Origin of the sequence: Algoriphagus lutimaris (genome assembly GCF_017051705.1) — a bacterium.
Taxonomy (GTDB): domain Bacteria; phylum Bacteroidota; class Bacteroidia; order Cytophagales; family Cyclobacteriaceae; genus Algoriphagus; species Algoriphagus lutimaris.
On sequence record NZ_JAFIDJ010000001.1, the window covers coordinates 245,713 to 264,591 of the forward strand.

The 18,879-nt window shown below is 38.3% G+C and carries 13 protein-coding genes and 1 pseudogene; 10 read left to right on the plus strand and 4 right to left on the minus strand.

The window, feature by feature from the left end; translation table 11 throughout:
- Positions 1 to 163 precede the first annotated feature (163 nt).
- From JYB62_RS01010 to JYB62_RS01020, 3 genes are read right to left on the minus strand one after another with little or no spacing between them, the layout of a single operon-like run.
- Positions 164 to 889, minus strand: coding sequence for a hypothetical protein (locus JYB62_RS01010; RefSeq protein ID WP_205643591.1), 726 nt, complete (start codon positions 887 to 889; stop codon positions 164 to 166).
- 54 nt (positions 890 to 943) lie between these two features.
- The gene (locus JYB62_RS01015; RefSeq protein ID WP_205643592.1) at positions 944 to 1,423 is read right to left on the minus strand and encodes a nuclear transport factor 2 family protein; all 480 of its coding nucleotides are present in this window, start codon (positions 1,421 to 1,423) and stop codon (positions 944 to 946) included.
- Positions 1,424 to 1,452: 29 nt separating this feature from the next.
- Positions 1,453 to 2,100 (minus strand): DUF2306 domain-containing protein, encoded by a 648-nt coding sequence (locus JYB62_RS01020; RefSeq protein WP_205643593.1) that lies wholly within the window; start codon positions 2,098 to 2,100, stop codon positions 1,453 to 1,455.
- 389 nt (positions 2,101 to 2,489) lie between these two features.
- Between JYB62_RS01020 and JYB62_RS01025 the strand changes: the two genes are divergently transcribed.
- The 8 genes from JYB62_RS01025 to JYB62_RS01060 all read left to right on the plus strand — a co-directional run bounded on the left by JYB62_RS01025 (position 2,490) and on the right by JYB62_RS01060 (position 14,594).
- Positions 2,490 to 4,853 (plus strand): ABC transporter permease, encoded by a 2,364-nt coding sequence (locus JYB62_RS01025; RefSeq protein WP_205643594.1) that lies wholly within the window; start codon positions 2,490 to 2,492, stop codon positions 4,851 to 4,853.
- A 103-nt stretch (positions 4,854 to 4,956) separates the two neighbouring features.
- Complete coding sequence (locus tag JYB62_RS01030) at positions 4,957 to 7,377, plus strand: ABC transporter permease (protein WP_205643595.1); 2,421 nt, start codon at positions 4,957 to 4,959, stop codon at positions 7,375 to 7,377.
- A 153-nt stretch (positions 7,378 to 7,530) separates the two neighbouring features.
- Positions 7,531 to 8,220, plus strand: coding sequence for a head GIN domain-containing protein (locus JYB62_RS01035; protein ID WP_205643596.1), 690 nt, complete (start codon positions 7,531 to 7,533; stop codon positions 8,218 to 8,220).
- 73 nt (positions 8,221 to 8,293) lie between these two features.
- Positions 8,294 to 10,720 (plus strand): ABC transporter permease, encoded by a 2,427-nt coding sequence (locus tag JYB62_RS01040; RefSeq protein WP_205643597.1) that lies wholly within the window; start codon positions 8,294 to 8,296, stop codon positions 10,718 to 10,720.
- A gap of 249 nt (positions 10,721 to 10,969) precedes the next feature.
- Positions 10,970 to 11,734 carry an MlaE family ABC transporter permease gene (locus JYB62_RS01045; protein WP_205643598.1) on the plus strand — a complete coding sequence of 255 codons (765 nt, stop codon included), beginning with the start codon at positions 10,970 to 10,972 and terminating at the stop codon, positions 11,732 to 11,734.
- Positions 11,735 to 11,737: 3 nt separating this feature from the next.
- A complete protein-coding gene (locus JYB62_RS01050; protein WP_205643599.1) occupies positions 11,738 to 12,478 on the plus strand; it encodes an ABC transporter ATP-binding protein in 741 nt (246 codons plus the stop codon).
- A 1-nt stretch (position 12,479) separates the two neighbouring features.
- Positions 12,480 to 13,466, plus strand: coding sequence for an MlaD family protein (locus JYB62_RS01055; protein ID WP_205643600.1), 987 nt, complete (start codon positions 12,480 to 12,482; stop codon positions 13,464 to 13,466).
- Between the two features lie 432 nt (positions 13,467 to 13,898).
- Entirely contained in the window at positions 13,899 to 14,594 is a 696-nt protein-coding gene (locus JYB62_RS01060) for a head GIN domain-containing protein (RefSeq protein WP_205643601.1), read from the plus strand.
- A gap of 74 nt (positions 14,595 to 14,668) precedes the next feature.
- Here the strand turns inward: JYB62_RS01060 and JYB62_RS01065 are convergent, their stop codons facing one another.
- Positions 14,669 to 15,655 carry a bestrophin family protein gene (locus JYB62_RS01065; RefSeq protein WP_205643602.1) on the minus strand — a complete coding sequence of 329 codons (987 nt, stop codon included), beginning with the start codon at positions 15,653 to 15,655 and terminating at the stop codon, positions 14,669 to 14,671.
- 273 nt (positions 15,656 to 15,928) lie between these two features.
- Here JYB62_RS01065 and JYB62_RS01070 point away from each other — a divergent pair.
- Both JYB62_RS01070 and JYB62_RS01075 read left to right on the plus strand, forming a co-directional pair.
- Positions 15,929 to 16,233 (plus strand): annotated as a pseudogene (locus JYB62_RS01070) (cytochrome ubiquinol oxidase subunit I); the annotation flags it as partial.
- A gap of 171 nt (positions 16,234 to 16,404) precedes the next feature.
- The gene (locus JYB62_RS01075) at positions 16,405 to 18,828 is read left to right on the plus strand and encodes an ABC transporter permease (RefSeq protein ID WP_205643603.1); all 2,424 of its coding nucleotides are present in this window, start codon (positions 16,405 to 16,407) and stop codon (positions 18,826 to 18,828) included.
- Positions 18,829 to 18,879: the final 51 nt, after the last annotated feature.

Here is an 18,879-nt window from a genome sequence, read left to right on the forward strand (position 1 = left end):
AAAAAGCAGGCAATCAATTCAAAAACAGCCTAAACGAAGAAAAAATGCTAGAAAATGAACTTTTGATTATTCATGGAATAAATTGTTGTGCTTTCGGCTTGTTTGTCACTTGTAGTATAAATATTCTTTCAGGTTTGGAAATGATTAGAAGTTTTAAGTTTTTTCAAAAAAAACTGTCTCCAATAAATCGAACTATTGATTGCCATTCGTCTGTATTACGACCATGCATACTAGTGATACTTATACCCAATCCGACTGCTATAATAATATAGGGTATAGGGTTTGCCTTCTTTCTTATATCATTTAATAAAAGGAGTAATACTATGCCGAGACCAAAATATTCAGAGATAAAAAAGGCATAAAAATTAATTGACTCTCCAAAAATAATTATCAATAGTCTAGAAGAAATAGCTCCAAAAAAAGTGAATACTGTGCCAATCATATAACGCTTGTGTTTAAACACCTCTTTTTTATGGATAATAGCAAGCGAGTAGAAAAGCAAAAAATTGAATGGGGTAATAATGTTTAATGACTGCCAAGCAGCGACTTCTATAAACGGCATTTCTCCCAACATTTTGAGATAATTTAGCTTTGTTATTAACACCATATAAATAAACACTAATGGTGCTGTGAAATAGGATATTTTACCAATAAGTCTATGCTCCTTGTATTTTTTTTTGATGATAAGATAAGGTTGAATAATCAGCATCACCACCCAAGACACCATTAATGCCCCATGTATGTGATGTGTCCAACTAAATTCATGAAATTGTGGAAAATATTGCAAATAGAAAGGGTGAAAGGCTACTTGCATTAAAATAAATAATAGTACCATCCCTATAAAAAAAGTTTGGGTTGTAGCGTCTTTTGTTTTGTTTTCCAGTATCATTTATTTTTAATTTTTTTATGCTAGCCAAAACGACCCAGGCTATGAATCGTGGTTTTATTTGTTAAACCACTTACAGGTATAGCCAGTCCAAGCCCAAAGGATATTCACAATCTTCCATTCTCCATTCATTTTGGCCAGATGGATGTAGTCCTCAAATTCAAACTTATTGGTGGTCGCCTTTACCGTAGCAATGCCATTGGAGATATCATAAATATGCACTTCGGATTTTAAGAGTTCGTTGGGATCTACTCCTGCTGTGTAGAATTGGGTGTAGTCAAAATCTTTGGTATAGCCAATCAAACTGGCTGCTGTCATATTGGTTGGACTCTCGATCCCTTCCCCGTTTTTATTCACGGTTCTTTTTGCCAAATCGGGATGCATGGCTTTTTCCATCCTCACAGGATCGTTGTTTTCCATGCCTTCCAAATAATTGAGTACAGTTTCTTGGATTTGTAGCCGATCATCTTGCGCTTGTGCAAATCCGATAGAACCACTCATAAGGATGATTGCGAAAAGTACGTTTAGTGTTTTCATTTTTTGTTTATCCAGGTTTAAAAATATGTTCAATTGGAGGAAAGAGTTTTTCGATTCAGTTTTTTATAGTTCAGGATCATCTCAGTAAACAAGAGTGGAATAGCCCAGGAAATCCAGATCAACGTAGGCCCATCGATCTCAAGGTTTTCTATAAATTCCAATTCATTCAAAAAGCGAAACGTGACAAATGCAAAAGTCACAACATAGCTTTTGATCATCCATTCCCGGTGGAGTTCTGTGTTTTTTCTCAGAATAGATACATAAGCAAAAGCCACAGTGACAAACCAGGCTAACGCTAGACCTTGCAAGGAAATGGCCCAGTTGATATTTATTTTTAAACCTGAAGTCCAAGCCAAATAAGTAGAGGCAATCGTAGCTAGGACAATAGCTGCAATGTAGATTTTACCTAGGGCTCTATGGATTTTATAGTTTGCTTTTCGGAATGATTCCCAGAATTGAAATGGCCCTATCAGTAATGCGATTATTCCACCAGATATATGGCTGACCAAAGAGAATTTAAAATCCTGCCATCTTCCTAATATTTCTGGATCAAAGCTGTAATAGGGCAGAGCAGTAAATAAAATGAATTTTCCGGCCAGCAACGTTAATACAGTTACAGCTAAAAACATAAAAATAAACCTGGGTTGTGTCCACTGGGATTGGTGTGTTGCTTTCATGACATTTTTGAATTTATCTAATAAAAATAAGATTTTTTTTAGAATAGTAATGGCCTTCTCGGAATTTAAAATCGTGTACCGATTCAATGTTTTAAATTGATTATCAGTTAATTGCTTTTGCTGGTTATAAGAATTAAAATTTGATTTTATTAGCTATTCAAAGAGTAAAATCAATGCTTTGGAATTTTTGTCCGATTGCGACCAAAAACACCTATTAGCGGACAAATGAGTTTAGGGTAAATGGCTTTTTAACCAGTAATTAGGGCGTTTTATTCTACTGGCACTTTCTATGCAACTTTTTCAATCCTAAGTGCATCTCTTTTAGTAGAAAGCTAAACCAACTTTATAAGATACTTCAACAAGTTCTTTTCAACTTACGACGCCTTGCCATGTTTAAAAACTACTTTAAAATTGCTTTAAGAGGTTTTGCCAAGCATAAGCTTACTTTTTTCATCAACCTCTTTGGTCTTTCTCTTGGCCTTTGGGCCGCTATCCTAATAGGGCTATGGGTTAACTCTGAGTTGACCATCAACAAAGAAATTCCCGAAGTGGGTCGAGTGTATCAGATGATGGAACATCAGTCTTATGGATCAGATGTTTTTACCACGAACTCAACCCCTGGAGTATTGGCAGAAAGTATGAAAGAAAGCTTGGCAGAAGTGGAACTCGCCTCTACTTATACCTGGATGGAAAATTTACTCTTTGTACAAAAGGATCAGCGCATTAAACTTGAAGGGTTGTTTGCTATGCCGGATTTTTTAAAAATCTATGATTACGGGGTCATCGAAGGTGATCTGAACAGCATGTTGACGGAAAACAACCATGTGATCTTGTCTGAAAGTGGTGCGATCTCGCTTTTTGGCAGAACAGATGTAGTAGGAGAGGATGTGGAGATCAAAGGGGGAACTGAAACACAAAACTTTATTGTACAAGGAGTAGTGAAGGATTTTCCTGCCAGTTCCACTATTAAGTTTGATTTTTTGCTTCCCTATTCCTGGTTTTTTGCAGAAAACGACTGGTTAGAAGACTGGGGGAACAATGGTCCTCGTACAATCATCCGCCTTCGGGAAGGAGTGGATGGAGATGCCTTTTCTGCAAGTGTAGAGAATTTTATTAAAGATCGAAATAAAGAGTCCAACGTTCGCCTTTTTGCCTACCCATTAGGAGATTTATACCTGCATGGTCAGTGGAAAGATGGACAACCAGTAGAAGGCAGAATCAAAAATGTGAAGCTTTTTGCCATGATCGGTTTATTCGTTTTGATCATTGCCTGTATCAATTTTATGAACCTGAGTACGGCCAAATCACAAAAAAGAGCCAAGGAAGTGGGAGTAAGGAAAGTAGCTGGCGCCAACAAACAGTCTTTGGTGTATCAGTTTCTGAGTGAATCTTTGCTAATTACTTTCTTTTCCGGAATTATTGCCGTGGTTTTGGTACAGGCTTCCCTGCCGATTTTCAATGATCTGACAGGCAAAGTCATATCCGTACCTTATGGATCCTTTTATTTCTGGTTGCAGCTATTGATGATCATACTTTTCACTGGGATCGTGGCAGGCAGCTATCCGGCATTTTACCTTTCTGCCACCAAAGTAGTTTCTGTCTTTCGTTCTTTCACCAAATCTGGAAAAGGAGTGGTTATGGCCCGAAAAGGTTTGGTTTTGTTTCAGTTTATTCTTGCTACGATTTTGATTGTTTCCACCTTAGTGGTGTATCAGCAAATCAATTACGCGATGAACCAGGATTTGGGTTATTCCAAAGACCAGCTGATTCAGGTTCCATTAGAAGGTAAGCTCAAGGAAAGCTTCGATGTATTTAAAACCGAATTGGAGAAAAATGAAAATATTGAGTCTGTGACTCGTTCATCCTTTGGCTTCCTTGGCAGAAACAACAATACAGGTGGTGTTTCCTGGGAAGGAAAAGATCCGGAAAATGCAGCGCTATTTGAAGTTATCCGAGTGGATTATGATTTCTTGAAAACAGCAGGATTGGAATTGGTGCAGGGAAGAGGATTTGACCGAATGAATGGGTCGGATTCCACTTCGGGAGCTATTTTGAATCAGACGGCTTACGAATTGATGCAAAAGGATCATGAAGGTTCTGAGTTTTTTAGGTTATGGGATGAGGAGCGTGCAATTACTGGAATTGTGAAGGATTTTCACTTCGAAAGTTTCCGTCAAAATGTGGCTCCTGCCATTCTCTTGCTTGATCCTAAAAATACCTGGCAAGGTTATATCAAGATGAATACCGATCAAATTCAGGAAACGATTGCCTACATGGAAAAAACTGCAATAAACTTAAATCCGGAATTTCCTTTCGAGTATAGCTTTATGGATGAAAACTATGCCCGCTTGTATAGCGAGGATGTGAGATTGAGAGATTTAGCGCAATACTTCAGTATTCTGACGATTATTATTTCCTGTTTGGGACTTTTGGGATTGTCGGCACATATCGCTGAGCAAAAGACCAAGGAAATTGGTATACGAAAAGTCTTGGGAGCATCTACTTTTTCAATCCTTCAAGTCATCAATAAAGAGTTTATTTTGATTGTTTCCTTGTCTATTTTGATTGGATCAGGTATCGCGTTTTGGTTGATGCAGGACTGGCTAAATGGCTATCAGTATAAAATCAACTTCGAATGGTGGTTTATTCCTCTTGCGGCCATTACAATTATGGGGGTTGCTTTGATAACGGTGACTTTCCAATCTCTGAAAGCTGCCCATTCCAATCCAGTGAAGGCGATTAAGAGCGAATGATTTTGATGTAGGATTTATGATATAAGATGTAGGATTTATGAAAATGAATGTGAAATGTATTTAACGTAGAAATGCCCATTTAAACGCCCCAAACCCCAGAGCTATGTTTAAAAATTATATTAAGATTGCCCTCAGAAATCTCTATAAAAACAAGGTCTATTCCATCATCAATGTGATGGGTCTGACCCTAGGTTTTCTTTGCTGCATGTTGATCATGCTGCATGTCAAAGATGAGCTTTCCTATGATAAATTTGTTCCAAACTATGAGCAAATACACCGAGTTGCATTGGAGCGGATTTATCCAGATCATGTAAATTTTTATTCCATTATTCCCCATAGTTTTGCAGAGGTAATTCAAGAGGAAGTAAAAGGAGTATCGGATGCTATCCGGATTTTTAATTTTGGTGCTGGGAATGTAATTACCTATGAAGACACTCCTTATGAAGAAGATTACGTGGCAGCTGCGGATTCTAATTTTTTCAATGTTTTTGATTTTGTGCTTTTAGAAGGGGATAAGGAGACGGCATTGGCGGAGCCTAATACTGTGGTGATTTCTAATTCGGCTTCCATGAAAATATTTAAAGGGGAGTCAGCTTTGGGTAAAACCATCAAGCAAGGGCAAACTGAATATGAGATTACTGGAGTCATGGAAGATATTCCGGAAAATTCCCATATGAAATTTGATTACTTGGTATCCAGTACTTCCTTTCCTTTTATAAATCAGGATAATTATACCTCCTTTTCTGCACATACCTATTTAAAATTGGATCCAAATGTATCGGCTAAATCCGTGGAAGATGCAATTCCTGGATTGGTGACCAAATATGCTTCGGGACAAATTGAGCGGAATTTAGGGATCAGTTATGCGGATTACACAGCAGCAGGGAATGGCTATCGTTATTTCCTTCAGCCAGTGGCATCTATTCATCTGCATTCTAATTTGGAAGGGGAGTTTAAGGCCAATGGCAATTATTTATATGTGTATATTTTTATTTCCATAGCGGCTTTTATTCTAGTTTTAGCCTGCATCAATTTTATTAATCTAGCGACTGCCAGGTCTGCCGATCGTGCCAAAGAAGTAGGGGTGAGAAAAGCGATGGGTTCAGCAAGGAAGCAAATCATCACTCAGTTCTTATTAGAGGCAGTTTTACTTACCATCGTCAGTTTAATGATTGGAATCGTTTTGGTCAGCTTTGCAGTTCCGTTTTTCAATAACCTAGCCCAAAAGTCCTTGGTGTTTGATTTTGCAGCCATGCTTTCATCCATTCCATTATTATTGATTTTCGGAGTGATTGTTGGCTTGTTGGCAGGATACTATCCCGCATTCCAAATTTCAAAATTCAATACGATCAGTATTCTCAAAGGAAAGCTGCAGACGGGTAAAGGCAATTGGCTAAGAAATGGTTTGGTGGTATTTCAATTCGGAATAGCCATCGTATTAATTTCCGGAACCCTGATCATCAATGATCAAATCCAGTTTATCCAATCCACCAGTTTGGGCTTCAATAAAGAAAATGTATTGGTTTTACAGCGGTTTGGTAATCAAGACAATCACAATGCTTTAAAGCAGGAGATAGAGAATTTACCAGGTGTGATTTCTGCAGGTAAAACGAGTACCATGCCTGGAAAAGGGACATTTGGTGTTCAATTTATGAAGCCAGGAGGCGGAGATGTACTGACCACCAAAGGTTTTTCTGCCGAAGCTGATTTCTTCAATACCTTAAAAATAGAAGCCTTGGAAGGACGGGTATTTGATGAAGATTTCAATGATTCACTTTCTTTGATTTTAAATAAGTCAGCTGTAAAAGTATTTTTTGGAGATGAAAACCCCTTAGGGCAGCGCCTGATGACGACTAATAACATCAATGGAGAAAATATTACCTCTGAGCTGACAGTGGTGGGAGTGGTCGAAGATTTTAATTTTGAATCTCTGCATACGGTGGTGACACCATTGGCAATCTTCAATACCAAAAATCCCGCTGGTTTTACCAGTACACTCGCTATCAGGTTTGAGAATAGCCGCCAAAATGAAGTTTTAGGAGCGGTAGAAGAAAAATGGGCAAGCCTGTCAGATGGCCTTCCTCTTTCTTATTATTTCCTGGATAACGGCTTAGCAGAACTTTATAAAAACGAGCAAACCTCCAGTAAAATTTTAGGAGTGTTTTCCGTTTTGGCTATCCTAATAGCCTGTATTGGCTTATTTGGCTTAGCGGCCTATACGGCATTTCTCCGTACCAAGGAAATTGGAGTCCGAAAGGTATTGGGAGCTTCCGTGGGTAGTATAGTATTCCTTTTGTCGATCAATTTTGCCAAACTGGTGGGGATTGCCTTTTTAATTGCAGTGCCAGTAGCATGGTTTGCCATGGACGGTTGGCTGGATTCTTTTGCCTTCAAAATAGACTTGGGACTTTCAGTGTTTTTGGTAGCAGGGCTTTTGACTTTGGGGGTGGCCCTAATTACAGTAAGCTATCAAGCGATATCTGCTGCCATTGTGAATCCGGTGAAAAGTCTGAAAAGCGAATAAGGACTAAAAAAGCTAGTGTTCGCTCACGGTCAAAATCTGATTTGTGCGGACAAAATAAATACCATGAAGGTCCTTTTATTCAACTGAAAGGGCTTTTTGTCTCTTGGCACAGTCTCTGAATTAGTGATGACAACCAACTAAACTAAAAACGTTATGAAACTTTCAACTATATCTGCATTCGTGTTTATGCTTTTTTTGATGGGAGCTACTGCTCAGGCACAAACAGAAACTAGAGCGCCCGGAGACTTCACAAAAGTAAATTCTTCTGGATCTTGGGATGTATTTATCACATTAGGAGATAAAAACGAGGTGAAATTGGTTTCCAAAGGCTTTGATTTAGACCAAGTCATTACGGAAATAGAAGATGGAACGCTGGAAATTAAACTTGAAAAAGGCAGGCATACTAATGTGAATTTTACTGCCTATGTAACAGTCCGTGAATTGGAATCAGTTGGATTAAGTGGATCAGGACATATGGAAATTGAATCTGACATTTCATCCAGGTCATTTGCAATCGGAACTTCTGGTTCAGGAGATATTAAGATGCAACATCTTGAAGCAAGCTCTTTGTATGTAGGAATGAGTGGTTCAGGAAAAGTAATTATTGATGGAGGCTCTTGTGATGATGCTAATATTGGTCAATCAGGATCCGGTTCATTTGATGCTTTGGATTTAATGGCTGGAGATGTGAAAATTGGAAAATCGGGTTCTGGGGAAACATCGATAGGAGTAACAGGAGATTTAATAGTAGGTGCTTCTGGCTCGGGTAATGTATATATCAAAGGGAACCCTACCAGTCAATCTATTGGTAGTTTTGGATCAGCCAAAATCATTAGAAAATAAGAATATCATGAGAGTTTGACTTGCTGCATAAAGGCAGCAAGTCAAACTTTTTTTAAAAATAACCCATTCGACTATGTTCAAAAACTATTTCAAAATTGTTTTTAGAAACGCTAAGAAAAACCCATTGTATGTCTTCATCAATATTTTGGGGCTTTCTATCGGGATGGCAGTAAGTATTCTGATTTTTTTGTTTGTACAACATGAACTGAGCTACGATACCTACCACAGCAACTCAGATCGGATTTTTAGGATATCAAGAAGCTGGTACAATGCGGATGGAGATGTGAGTTTACATTTAGGTCATGTAGCTGCTCCATTTGGACCATTGATCAAGTCTGATTTTGGAGATCAGGTTGAGGAAGTGGTCCGACTGACTAATAACGGATTGCTGATTCGGTCTGGAGAGAATTCCTTTATGGAAGATGAGTTTTTCTTTGCTGATCCCGAAGTTTTTGATGTGTTCTCTTGGAATATGATCGATGGAGATCCAAAAGCAGCATTGGAGTCAGGAGATGGGGTTTTGATTTCGGAGGATATGGCCAAAAAGTATTTTGGAAATTCCCCAGCTATAGGTCAGGAATTAATTGGTGAAATTCAGGGGATGACCTTGACATTTCAGGTCAGAGGAGTTTTTGAAAATATTCCGGACAATACCCATATGCATCCGGATTTCATTGCGACCATGAACCCCGTGATCCAGTTTTATGGAGGCTTGGAAGCTTTTATGAAGAACTTTGGGGGGAATAATTTTTCAACCTATGTATTGCTGAAAGAGGACTATGATTACAAAGCCTTAGAGTCCCAGTTACCAGCTTTGATTGATCGGAACATGGGCGAGGCGCAGGCAGGAGTACCTATGTCCAAAGTGACTGAACTGCACTTGTGGCCCATTGAGGATATCCACTTATATTCTAATCTGGATTCAGAAATAGAAGCCAATGGTAATATTGACTACGTTTATGTGTATTTCGCAGTAGCTCTTTTCATTCTATTGATCGCCTGTATAAATTTCATGAATCTTTCTACGGCCAGATCCTCTTTGAGATCTATGGAAGTTGGATTGAGAAAAGTGATGGGCGCAGATCGAAGTAGGTTGGTCAACCAGTTTATGGGTGAATCCTTTGTGATGACATTTATTTCCTTGATTATCGCTGTTATTCTAGTCTATATTTTCCTTCCTCTTTTTTCAGATTTCACCCAAAAACAGCTGAGCCTTAATTTCATTGAAAACCCTGAATATCTCCTGGTTTTAGTAGGTTTGGCCATAGGAGTTGGACTTTTGGCAGGAAGTTACCCCGCGTTGTTTCTATCCGGATTTTCTCCCTCAAAGGTGCTGAAAGGAACCTTTAAAGCAGGGAAAGGACATGAGAATTTCCGATCAGTTTTGGTAGTGGGTCAATTTGCAATTTCAGTAATCTTGATAGTGGCAGTTATTGTGGTCGTTCGGCAATTGGATTTCATGCAATCCAAAGATCTTGGTTTTCAAAAAGATGATATAGTTGTATTACCTGCCAGTCCAGCCATTGTTGAAAATTATCAAATTATCAAAGACCGATTTTTGAACAACCCTGGAATTAGTGGAGTCACTATTTCTAGCAGAGTGCCTTCTGGAAGACTTTTGGATTCACAAGGAGGTAGTGCTGAGGTGAATGGAGAAATGTCCCAGTTGGATGTAAGAATTGCAGATATCCATGTAGGACATGAGTTTATTAAAACATATGGAATTCCGATCCTGGCAGGAAGAGATTTTGATTTCCAAATGGCCAGTGATTCCACTGAAGCGTTTATTCTCAACGAGGTGGCTATCCGTGATATAGGATGGTCAACTCCGGAAGAAGCAATCGGAAAGAAATTCAATTATGGAGGAAGAAATGGTTTTGTCACTGGAGTGATGAAAAACTTCCATTTCGAATCCTTACATCAACCGATTGTGCCCATTGTATTTATGATCACTCAGGACCGTTCCAATCAAGTGAGTATCAAGATTGATGCTTCCCGACGAGAGGAGACCTTGACCTACCTCAAAGCTGAATGGGCTGATTTGAATCCTGGATTTCCTTTTGAACCACGTTTTGTGGATGAGGGGTTTAACCGACAGTACGAGGCTGAGCAGCGAGTTAAAACAATTTTCACCTTCTTCTCTGCTTTAGCGGTTTTGATTTCCGTCTTGGGATTGCTGGGATTAACCACGTTTGCGACGGAGCAACGGACTAGGGAAATTGGAATTAGAAAAGTGATGGGAGCTGAAACCAGCAATATTCTGATATTACTTGGTAAAGATTTTATGAAACTTGTATTGATTGGGTTTTTAATTGCAGTACCAATTTCTTGGTTTGGGATGGATAGCTGGTTGGAAGATTTTGCTTACAAAATCGGGATCAATTGGACAATATTTCTTTGGGCGGGATTGATTGCAGGACTGATTGCAGCAGGAACCGTCATGATGCAATCCCTTAAAGCTGCATTAGCAAACCCCGTGAAAAGCATCAAAAATGAATAGAAAGCATTGACTCTTAAAATTAAATGGGCTCACTTGTAAATTCAGGTGAGCCATTTTTTATTCTATAAATCAGAAATTATAGAGGGAAAAATTCTCTAATTTTTTTGAATAGATTTTGGAGAAATTACTGAGTGAATAAACTTTTTTCTTCAAGTAAAGCTGATATAAATCAGTTTTTTAGCAATTATTTCTCGTCATCTTTAATAAATACTTTTCTGAAATTATAGTTTCAAATTAACGACTTGGGTTTTGGATGTAATCAATTCGCCTTTTTTCAAAGAAGTAGGAGAAATAGCTAGGTTTACCGGAAGGTTTTTTAAACAGATCGTCAAACCAAAGCAGGAATATGAGGAATTTATAAATCAATGTTTCTGGATTGGCTATAAGACCTTCACCTTAGTAAGTATTACTGCTTTTATCATGGGGCTGGTACTCACGATCCAATCTAGACCTACATTGGTTGAGTTTGGTGCTGCTTCACTTTTGCCATCCATGGTTTCGGTATCCTTGGTTCGTGAAATTTCACCTGTCATCACTGCATTAATTTGTGCTGGGAAAATAGGTTCTGGAATAGGTGCAGAACTGGGTTCTATGCGGGTGACAGAACAAATTGATGCAATGGAAGTGTCAGGAACCAATCCATTTAAATACTTGGTAGTTACTAGGGTAATGGCTTCTACACTAATGGTTCCGATTCTTTCTATTTTAGCCATAGCTATTTCACTCTATGGAGGGTTTTTAGGAGTGAATTTGAAAGGTTCTGTGAGTTGGTCCCTTTATTGGTTTCAAGCTTTTGATGCCTTAACCTTCGGGGATTTTATCCCTTCATTGATTAAGACATTTTTCTTTGGTTTTGCTATAGGGATTGTAGGGTGCTATAAAGGATATAATTCTCAAAAAGGAACTGAGGGGGTAGGGAGGTCGGCTACCACTGCCGTGATAGTCGCGTCTTTAATGGTTTTTATTTTGGATTTGATTGCTGTTCAAATAACAGATCTATTAGGACTGACTTGAGTTATGGAACAGAAGGATCATATCATTGAAGTTTCAAAGCTCAATAAATCATTTGGTAGTAATCAGGTGCTCAAAGACTTTTCTATGAAATTAGTCCGAGGTGAAAATTTGGTTATTCTAGGGAAGTCAGGTTCTGGAAAGTCCGTATTAATCAAATGTATCATCAAGCTGTTGGAGCCAGACTTTGGTGAAATTAAGATTTTGGACCAGGATATCAGTGAATTGGATGAGGATGAAATGGATTTGCTCCGAAAAGATGTGGGCTTTCTTTTTCAAAGTAATGCATTGTATGATTCCATGACCGTTCGCGAAAATCTAGAGTTCCCTTTGAGAAGGCACTGGACTTTAGAAGAGCGCGAAAACAAAGCTGAAGAAGCTGTAATGGAGGCTCTCGAAGATGTTGGACTTTCCCACACGGTCAATATGATGCCAGCTGAATTGTCTGGTGGAATGAGAAAGCGAATCGCGTTGGCAAGAACGCTGATTTTGAAACCTCAAGTGATTTTGTATGATGAGCCCACTACAGGGTTAGACCCTATTACAGGTAGAGAAATCAGTGAACTTATGATTTCCATTCAAGAAAAATACAAAGCATCATCGGTGATCATTTCTCATGATATGAACTGTATTAAAATGACTTCTAATCGAGTAATTGCTTTAATAGAGGGAAGGAATTATAGGACTGATACGTATGAAAATTTAATGAAAAGCACTGATCCAAAAGTCAGTGAATTCTTTCGATAGGATGAAAAAAGAACGGAAAATAGCAAATGCAAAACTTGGGGTTCTAGTATTAGCTAGCCTGATATTTCTGGTTTTTTCTCTGTATTTAATAGGGAAAAATCAGAATATTTTTGGTTCGTCTATCAAAGTAATCGCAGAGATGCAGGACGTCAATGGGCTTCTTCCAGGTAATAATGTGCGCTTCAAAGGGATGGATATTGGGACAGTGAGTGGTATTGAAATGAAAAATGATTCCATTATTCATGTGGAACTCCTGATACATAAATCCATGCAGCCCTTTATTAAGAATAATTCGAAGACTACTATCAATACGGATGGATTGATGGGCAATAAAATACTTCATATTAATCAGATGGAGGCTGATGCACCACTTTTAGAGTCTGGGGATATATTGTATTCATTGCCTCAAATTGATACGGATGAAATGCTTAAAACTCTTAATTCTACGGGGAATTATTTGGAAAACACCTTAAGCAATCTTTCTATAATCACAGAAAAACTGAATCAAAGCGAAGCACTTTGGGACTTATTGTCAGGACCTGAATTAGTGAATAACTTGAATACTGCGATTCGTAAATTTAGAGATGCTGGTTCAAATGCAGTCGAAATCACAGAATCGGGTAGGAATATGATCACCTCTTTTGAGAAGGGTGATGGTCTGGTCAATCAGTTGTTTACAGATAGTAGTATGAGTTCTAATTTTGAGGAAACCTTGATCCAGCTTCAAAATACAAGTAAGGAGGCGGAGCAAATGATGAAGAGTGTCAATTTATTACTCAATGATATACAAGATGGCAAGGGTACTGCAGGTTTGGTTTTACAGGATTCTGTTTTTCGCCAACAAGTGGATCAAACTCTTCAAAATCTTGAATCCAGTACTTATAAATTGAATGAGAATATGGAAGCGATGAAGTCCAATTTTCTTTTTAGGGGATATTATAAAAAGCAGGAAAAAGCCAGAAAGAAGGAAGAGAAAAACAAGGAATAGTAATCAACGCATTTTGAATTTTTTTTTAGATTGTTCGAATTTGGGCAACAGTGTCCGATTGCTGTGCCCAATTGCCTTTATAATTGAGTTTTATAGCCCTAAGAGTAGGTTTTTTTGTGGCACAATAGTGGAGAATGGGAATGACATAAGATGGAGTAGATCTTATATTCCATTAGAAAATGGCAGTTTGAAGAATTTTAATGTTATGACTATCCCTTTGGATTTGATTCTTTATTAAAAGTGCTTAGACAGCCGTTTTCTTATAATTTTATCCAAATAGAATAAAGGTTTTAAAAATATAAAGGAAATCCTGATTGCAAAATGCAACCTTCACGGAGCCTACTGCATCTTATCCATAGCAGGTAATGCTAAACATGTTTTTTCTTAAAGAAAACCCAAAGAATAAATCAGATCAACATAACTTTAAATACAATGAAAATCTATTCGAAATTGATGGCGATGGCCATTCCAGCTTTTATCCTAGTTTCTTATGCACAGGCTCAGCAGACAGAAACAAGATCCCTTGGTCATTTTACAGAAGTGCACTCCGGCGGTAGTTGGGAAGTGATTCTGGAGGAAGGGAATAAGGAGGAAGTTCGGATCGAAGCAAGTGGTGTAGACTTAAGTAAGGTTAGAACTGAAATAGAAGGGAATGAACTGAAGCTGGGCTTAGTAAAAGGAAGCTATAACCGAGTGAAATTGAAATTTTATGTGACTTACAAAAGCCTGGAAGGTTTAAGTTGTTCTGGTTCAGGAGAGATCAATGTAAAATCTGATGTGGTAGCAGAAGCGTTTAATTTGGCTCTTTCCGGTTCTGGGGACATTATCATGCAATCTTTGAGAGCAGATGAATTAGATGCTTCCATTTCTGGATCAGCAAAAATTCAAATTGCAAGAGGGGCAATAGGAGAGGCCATAATCAGTCAGTCCGGTTCCGGTGATTTTGAAGCAGAAGAGGTGACTTTCGAAGAATTGGAAGTAAAAAAATCAGGATCTGGAGATACCTATGTAGGTGATTTGGGAGAAATATCAGTTCGTTCTTCTGGTTCAGGAGATATTGTATACTCAGGATCTCCTCGTATGGGAGACATCAAAGTATCTGGTTCCAGCAGCATTAGAAAACGTTAAACTCAAGTATATACCAATTAAAAAACCACCAATTTTTTGGTGGTTTTTTTGTTTTAATAATTGATAACTTTCTATTACATCAAGAAACCATTCTCAGTTTTATAGGGTGCAGGGATATTTTCATCACCGATCATTTCCAGAAGATCAATTTCAATAGCGCGGGCCACCGATGAAATTGGAACATCATTGTAACCTCCTTCAAAGGGATTTTCTGAGTAATCTCCTATTCTATCAACCAGGAAGAAAATCCAGATAATAATGGATGAAAAAGGAACGGTTAGCCAATAGTGTAAGGCTTTGGATTGCTCAAAAATATCCAGCAAGCCGAAAGGGATCAAAGCACAGAAGATATAGGTAATCCAAAGCCCTGTTGAAGCATATTGTCTTGGAAAAGGAAAGTTTTTGATGCGCTCAGACATCCCCTGATGGGTATATAAATTTCCGATTAACTCGTGGAGCCTGACCTGTTTGTAATCACTTATAAAACCTTGTTCTTTTAATTTTGAAATCTCAATACTTTGGTTCTTTAAGATATGTGAGGGAATGTTTGAATGGCTTTTGAGTTGATTCAATTCTTCTTTCGAAAGGTATCTTTCTATTTCAGCAAATATACCGTCGTAATATTCTTTGATAAATCCAGGAATGAAATTCAGTTTGTTTACAGGAAGGTTGTGTTCCCAGGTTTTTTCCTGACGCATTACATGCTTCAAAGCCATCAGCCAGGCCAAGTGTCGATAGATGAACCGCTTTTTTTCCTCGAAAGGCATATCGGGATTTGGTAAGCTTAGGATTGCAGTGGCAAAGGTTCTGCTTTCATTGACAATAGCACCCCAAATTTTTCTTGCTTCCCAGGTTCGGTCATAGGAACTGTTGTTTTTAAAACCTAAAAAGAAAGCAACAGCAATACCGATTACTGAGATTGGTTCCCAAGGGAGAGAAAATGGGATGGAAGTAATTTCATATAGTACTATGATGATGAAGGAATATAGTATGCCATAAATCAAAGAAAATTTGGACCAGCGAACTGTCATCCAAAAACTGTAATACCGTTTGACGTACATAAAAGTGATTTTTGTTATTAAGCTACTGATTTTTGTCTAAAAAATCACCTAACTAATTGATTGGCATAGTGATAAAAAATATCAAGTTGACCCTTAGATGAGACTGGTTTTGTCGGTGATCAAGTACTTTATTTGAACTTGAAGAGGCTTTTAAAACTCTTGAAAAAATAGTTTGAAAAAGGTGAACTAATCACTGAATTTGTGCGTCAGTCAGATAAGAAGGTTCACTTGATTAGTTAGCTTGTATAGCTATTCATTAAACAAAAAAGTTCAATGGAAGACCTTTTCGCAGCCCGTTCCCAGTTGGCGCTTTCACTCGGGTTTCACATTATTTTTGCCTGTATTGGTATGGTGATACCCTTTTTTATGGCCACATCCCGTTATAAATATTTGAAAACTGGAAATCTTCTGTACGAGGATTTAACCAAAGCTTGGAGTAAGTAGCCATATTTTTTGTAACTGGTGCAGTATCAGGAACCATGCTTTCCTTCGAGCTTGGTTTGCTTTGGCCGAAGTTTATGTTGCATGCTGGACCGATCTTTGGAATGCCATTTCCTTGTGAGACTACAACTGCCTACTGCTTTCCAAAATCGCCCATTATCGAACAAAATTGTCCGTTACTTTTGAATAGGTTTATCGAAAAAATAGCTATTCGGGCATTTTAATGCTGTTTTGCTTTGGCACTAAACTGGAATAGCAAGTTGGGATTTTCAGTCTTGAGATTTAGAAATACCAAAACAATTGCCAACATGTTTACAAATTATTTGAAAGTTGCTTGGAGAAATCTGGTCCGTAGCAAATGGGCAGGTGCAATCAATATTCTTGGTTTAGCCATAGGAATTACTGCATCCCTTTTACTTTTTATGGTGGTACAATATGAAATGAGTTTTGATAAGTTTCAAAGTCATTACAATGAAATCTATCGAGTCGTTTCCAAGGACAAATACCCGGATGGGTACGATTACAATCCTGGGGTCAATAACCCTGTGCCAGATGCCATCGCTGCAGACAACTTGCCTTTTGGAGAAGTGGTGCCAGTAAAATCTGCCTACAACACCCAAGTGAATCTCTATAAAGATGCAGCTGAAGTTGGGATTCCAGACAAATATGAAATCGATTATACCTTCTATACCACTCCTGATTTTGCTGACCTATTCGATCTGGAATTTGCTATTGGTGACATTCAAAGGTTATCCGATCCCAATCAGATAATTCTTACCAAAAAGACTGCAGAGAAGTTTTTTGGAAACTGGAAACTGGCTGAAAATAAAACTTTGGAGTTTTCCAGCGGATTGAATTTAACAGTAGGAGGGATTGTGGAAAATATCCCAGATAACAGTAATATGTTTTTTGACATGCTTGTTTCCTACCAGACAGTGAGATCCAATCCAGGGATTTATGACCATGATTTAGAGTCTTGGGGCAGTTTGGGAAGTGATAATCAATTGTATGTAAGTTTGGCAGAAAGTACGGATGTAGCTAGTGCCCAGGCCGCTTTAGATGGTTTTACCAAGAAGAATTTTGAGGGAAGAGGAAATTCAGAAAAGTCCTTGATCTTACAGCCTTACAAAGACATTCATTTTGACCAGCAATATGGGAGTATCAGTGGCAGTGTGACCCGATTGTCGACTGTCAATACCTTGGTGATCATTGGATTGTTTATCCTGGTCATGGCTTCTATTAATTTTGTGAATTTGGCCACTTCCCGTGCCATCGGTAAAGGAAAAGAGATCGGGGTAAGAAAAGTTATGGGAAGCACTAAGACCCAGATAATATTTCAATCATTTGGAGAAACTTTTCTATCTGTGTTGATCGCAGCATTGATTGGTGTGATGGGAGCAACACTACTACTTCCATTTTTAAGCCTGATCGCCGATGTTCCTGAGAAGATGGATTTCTTTCAACCTATCGTGCTGACATTCATCGGAATTTTGATAATAGCTTTGACTATACTTTCAGGGTTTTATCCCGCTTTGGTGATTTCCAAATTTAAGCCCATTCATGCGCTGAAAAGCAAATTCCATCAAGGTCAAGTTGGAGGAGTTTCTATTAGGAAAGCTTTGGTAGTAGTTCAATTTACTATCGCTCAGATTTTGATGATCAGTACGATCATTGCCATTCAACAAATGAAAATGGTTCAGGATGCAGACTTGGGTTTCACCAAAGATCATGTCTATTACATTGAGGTGCCTTTTGATTCGGAGGATGAACGTCGAATTGAATATTTCAAGCAGGAAATACTTAGCAATCCAAGCGTCGTCACTGCAAGTTTGGCTTCAGATGTTCCAGCTTCTGATAATAATAGCCTGTTTAATTTTTACTTTGACGGGAAGTCAGAAGATGTGCCTTTTCCTGCTTTTACAAAGTTTGGAGATGAAAAGTATTTTGAAACCTATGGGATTGAGTTCGTAGCTGGAGGCCCATATCAGGTTAGCGATACGATTCGCGAGGTAGTAATTAATGAAACAATGGCCAAGCGCTTACTGATTGAAGATCCGAATGACGCGATCGGAAAACAGTTTAGACTGGGTTTCATGAAAGAATGGGCTACCATTACTGGAGTAATCAAAGATTTTACAGTTAATTCTTTGCGCGATGAAATCAAACAGCTAGTCATTGCTCCTAAGAAGGATTTTTACCATGTTGTGGGGTTGAAATTGGACCAAAACGCATCCTTGGCTAGCATTGCTAATTTTGAAGAGTCCTTTGAAAAGACCTATCCTGAACAAATCTATCATGGGTATTTCTTGGATGAATCCATTCAGGAATTCTATGAAAGTGAGCAGAAATTAGCATTACTATTCAAGATTTTTGCTGCCATTTCCATTCTTATTTCCTGCATAGGCCTTTATGGACTGGTTTCGTTCATGATCAGTCAAAAAGTAAAGGAAATAGGTATTCGTAAAGTGTTGGGAGCTTCTGTTTCCCAGATCACTTTCTTATTAACCAGAGAGTATTTCATTATGGTTCTTTTAGCCTTCTTGATAGCGGTCCCAATTGCTTATTGGATGATGGAGCGATGGCTGGAAAATTTTGCCTTTAAAATTTCATTTTCGATAGGACTCTTTGTGGTGGTTATGATCTGCTCCCTTTTGATTACCGGTTTGACAGTAGGATCCAAAGCAATCAAATCGGCCTTGGCCAATCCAGTGGATAGTTTGTCAGATGAGTAGTGATTTTTTGATTTGACCACGAGCGGACGAAATTGTTCGCTTACTAACTGA

Excerpts from the sequence above, each read along its gene's own strand:
- JYB62_RS01055 (WP_205643600.1), top strand. The coding sequence starts at position 12,480 with ATGAAAAAAGAACGGAAAATAGCAAATGCAAAACTTGGGGTTCTAGTA.
- JYB62_RS01015 (WP_205643592.1), bottom strand. The coding sequence starts at position 1,423 with ATGAAAACACTAAACGTACTTTTCGCAATCATCCTTATGAGTGGTTCT.
- JYB62_RS01060 (WP_205643601.1), top strand. The coding sequence starts at position 13,899 with ATGAAAATCTATTCGAAATTGATGGCGATGGCCATTCCAGCTTTTATC.
- JYB62_RS01010 (WP_205643591.1), bottom strand. The coding sequence starts at position 889 with ATGATACTGGAAAACAAAACAAAAGACGCTACAACCCAAACTTTTTTT.
- JYB62_RS01030 (WP_205643595.1), top strand. The coding sequence starts at position 4,957 with ATGTTTAAAAATTATATTAAGATTGCCCTCAGAAATCTCTATAAAAAC.
- JYB62_RS01035 (WP_205643596.1), top strand. The coding sequence starts at position 7,531 with ATGAAACTTTCAACTATATCTGCATTCGTGTTTATGCTTTTTTTGATG.
- JYB62_RS01020 (WP_205643593.1), bottom strand. The coding sequence starts at position 2,100 with ATGAAAGCAACACACCAATCCCAGTGGACACAACCCAGGTTTATTTTT.
- JYB62_RS01065 (WP_205643602.1), bottom strand. The coding sequence starts at position 15,655 with ATGTACGTCAAACGGTATTACAGTTTTTGGATGACAGTTCGCTGGTCC.
- JYB62_RS01075 (WP_205643603.1), top strand. The coding sequence starts at position 16,405 with ATGTTTACAAATTATTTGAAAGTTGCTTGGAGAAATCTGGTCCGTAGC.
- JYB62_RS01050 (WP_205643599.1), top strand. The coding sequence starts at position 11,738 with ATGGAACAGAAGGATCATATCATTGAAGTTTCAAAGCTCAATAAATCA.
- JYB62_RS01025 (WP_205643594.1), top strand. The coding sequence starts at position 2,490 with ATGTTTAAAAACTACTTTAAAATTGCTTTAAGAGGTTTTGCCAAGCAT.
- JYB62_RS01040 (WP_205643597.1), top strand. The coding sequence starts at position 8,294 with ATGTTCAAAAACTATTTCAAAATTGTTTTTAGAAACGCTAAGAAAAAC.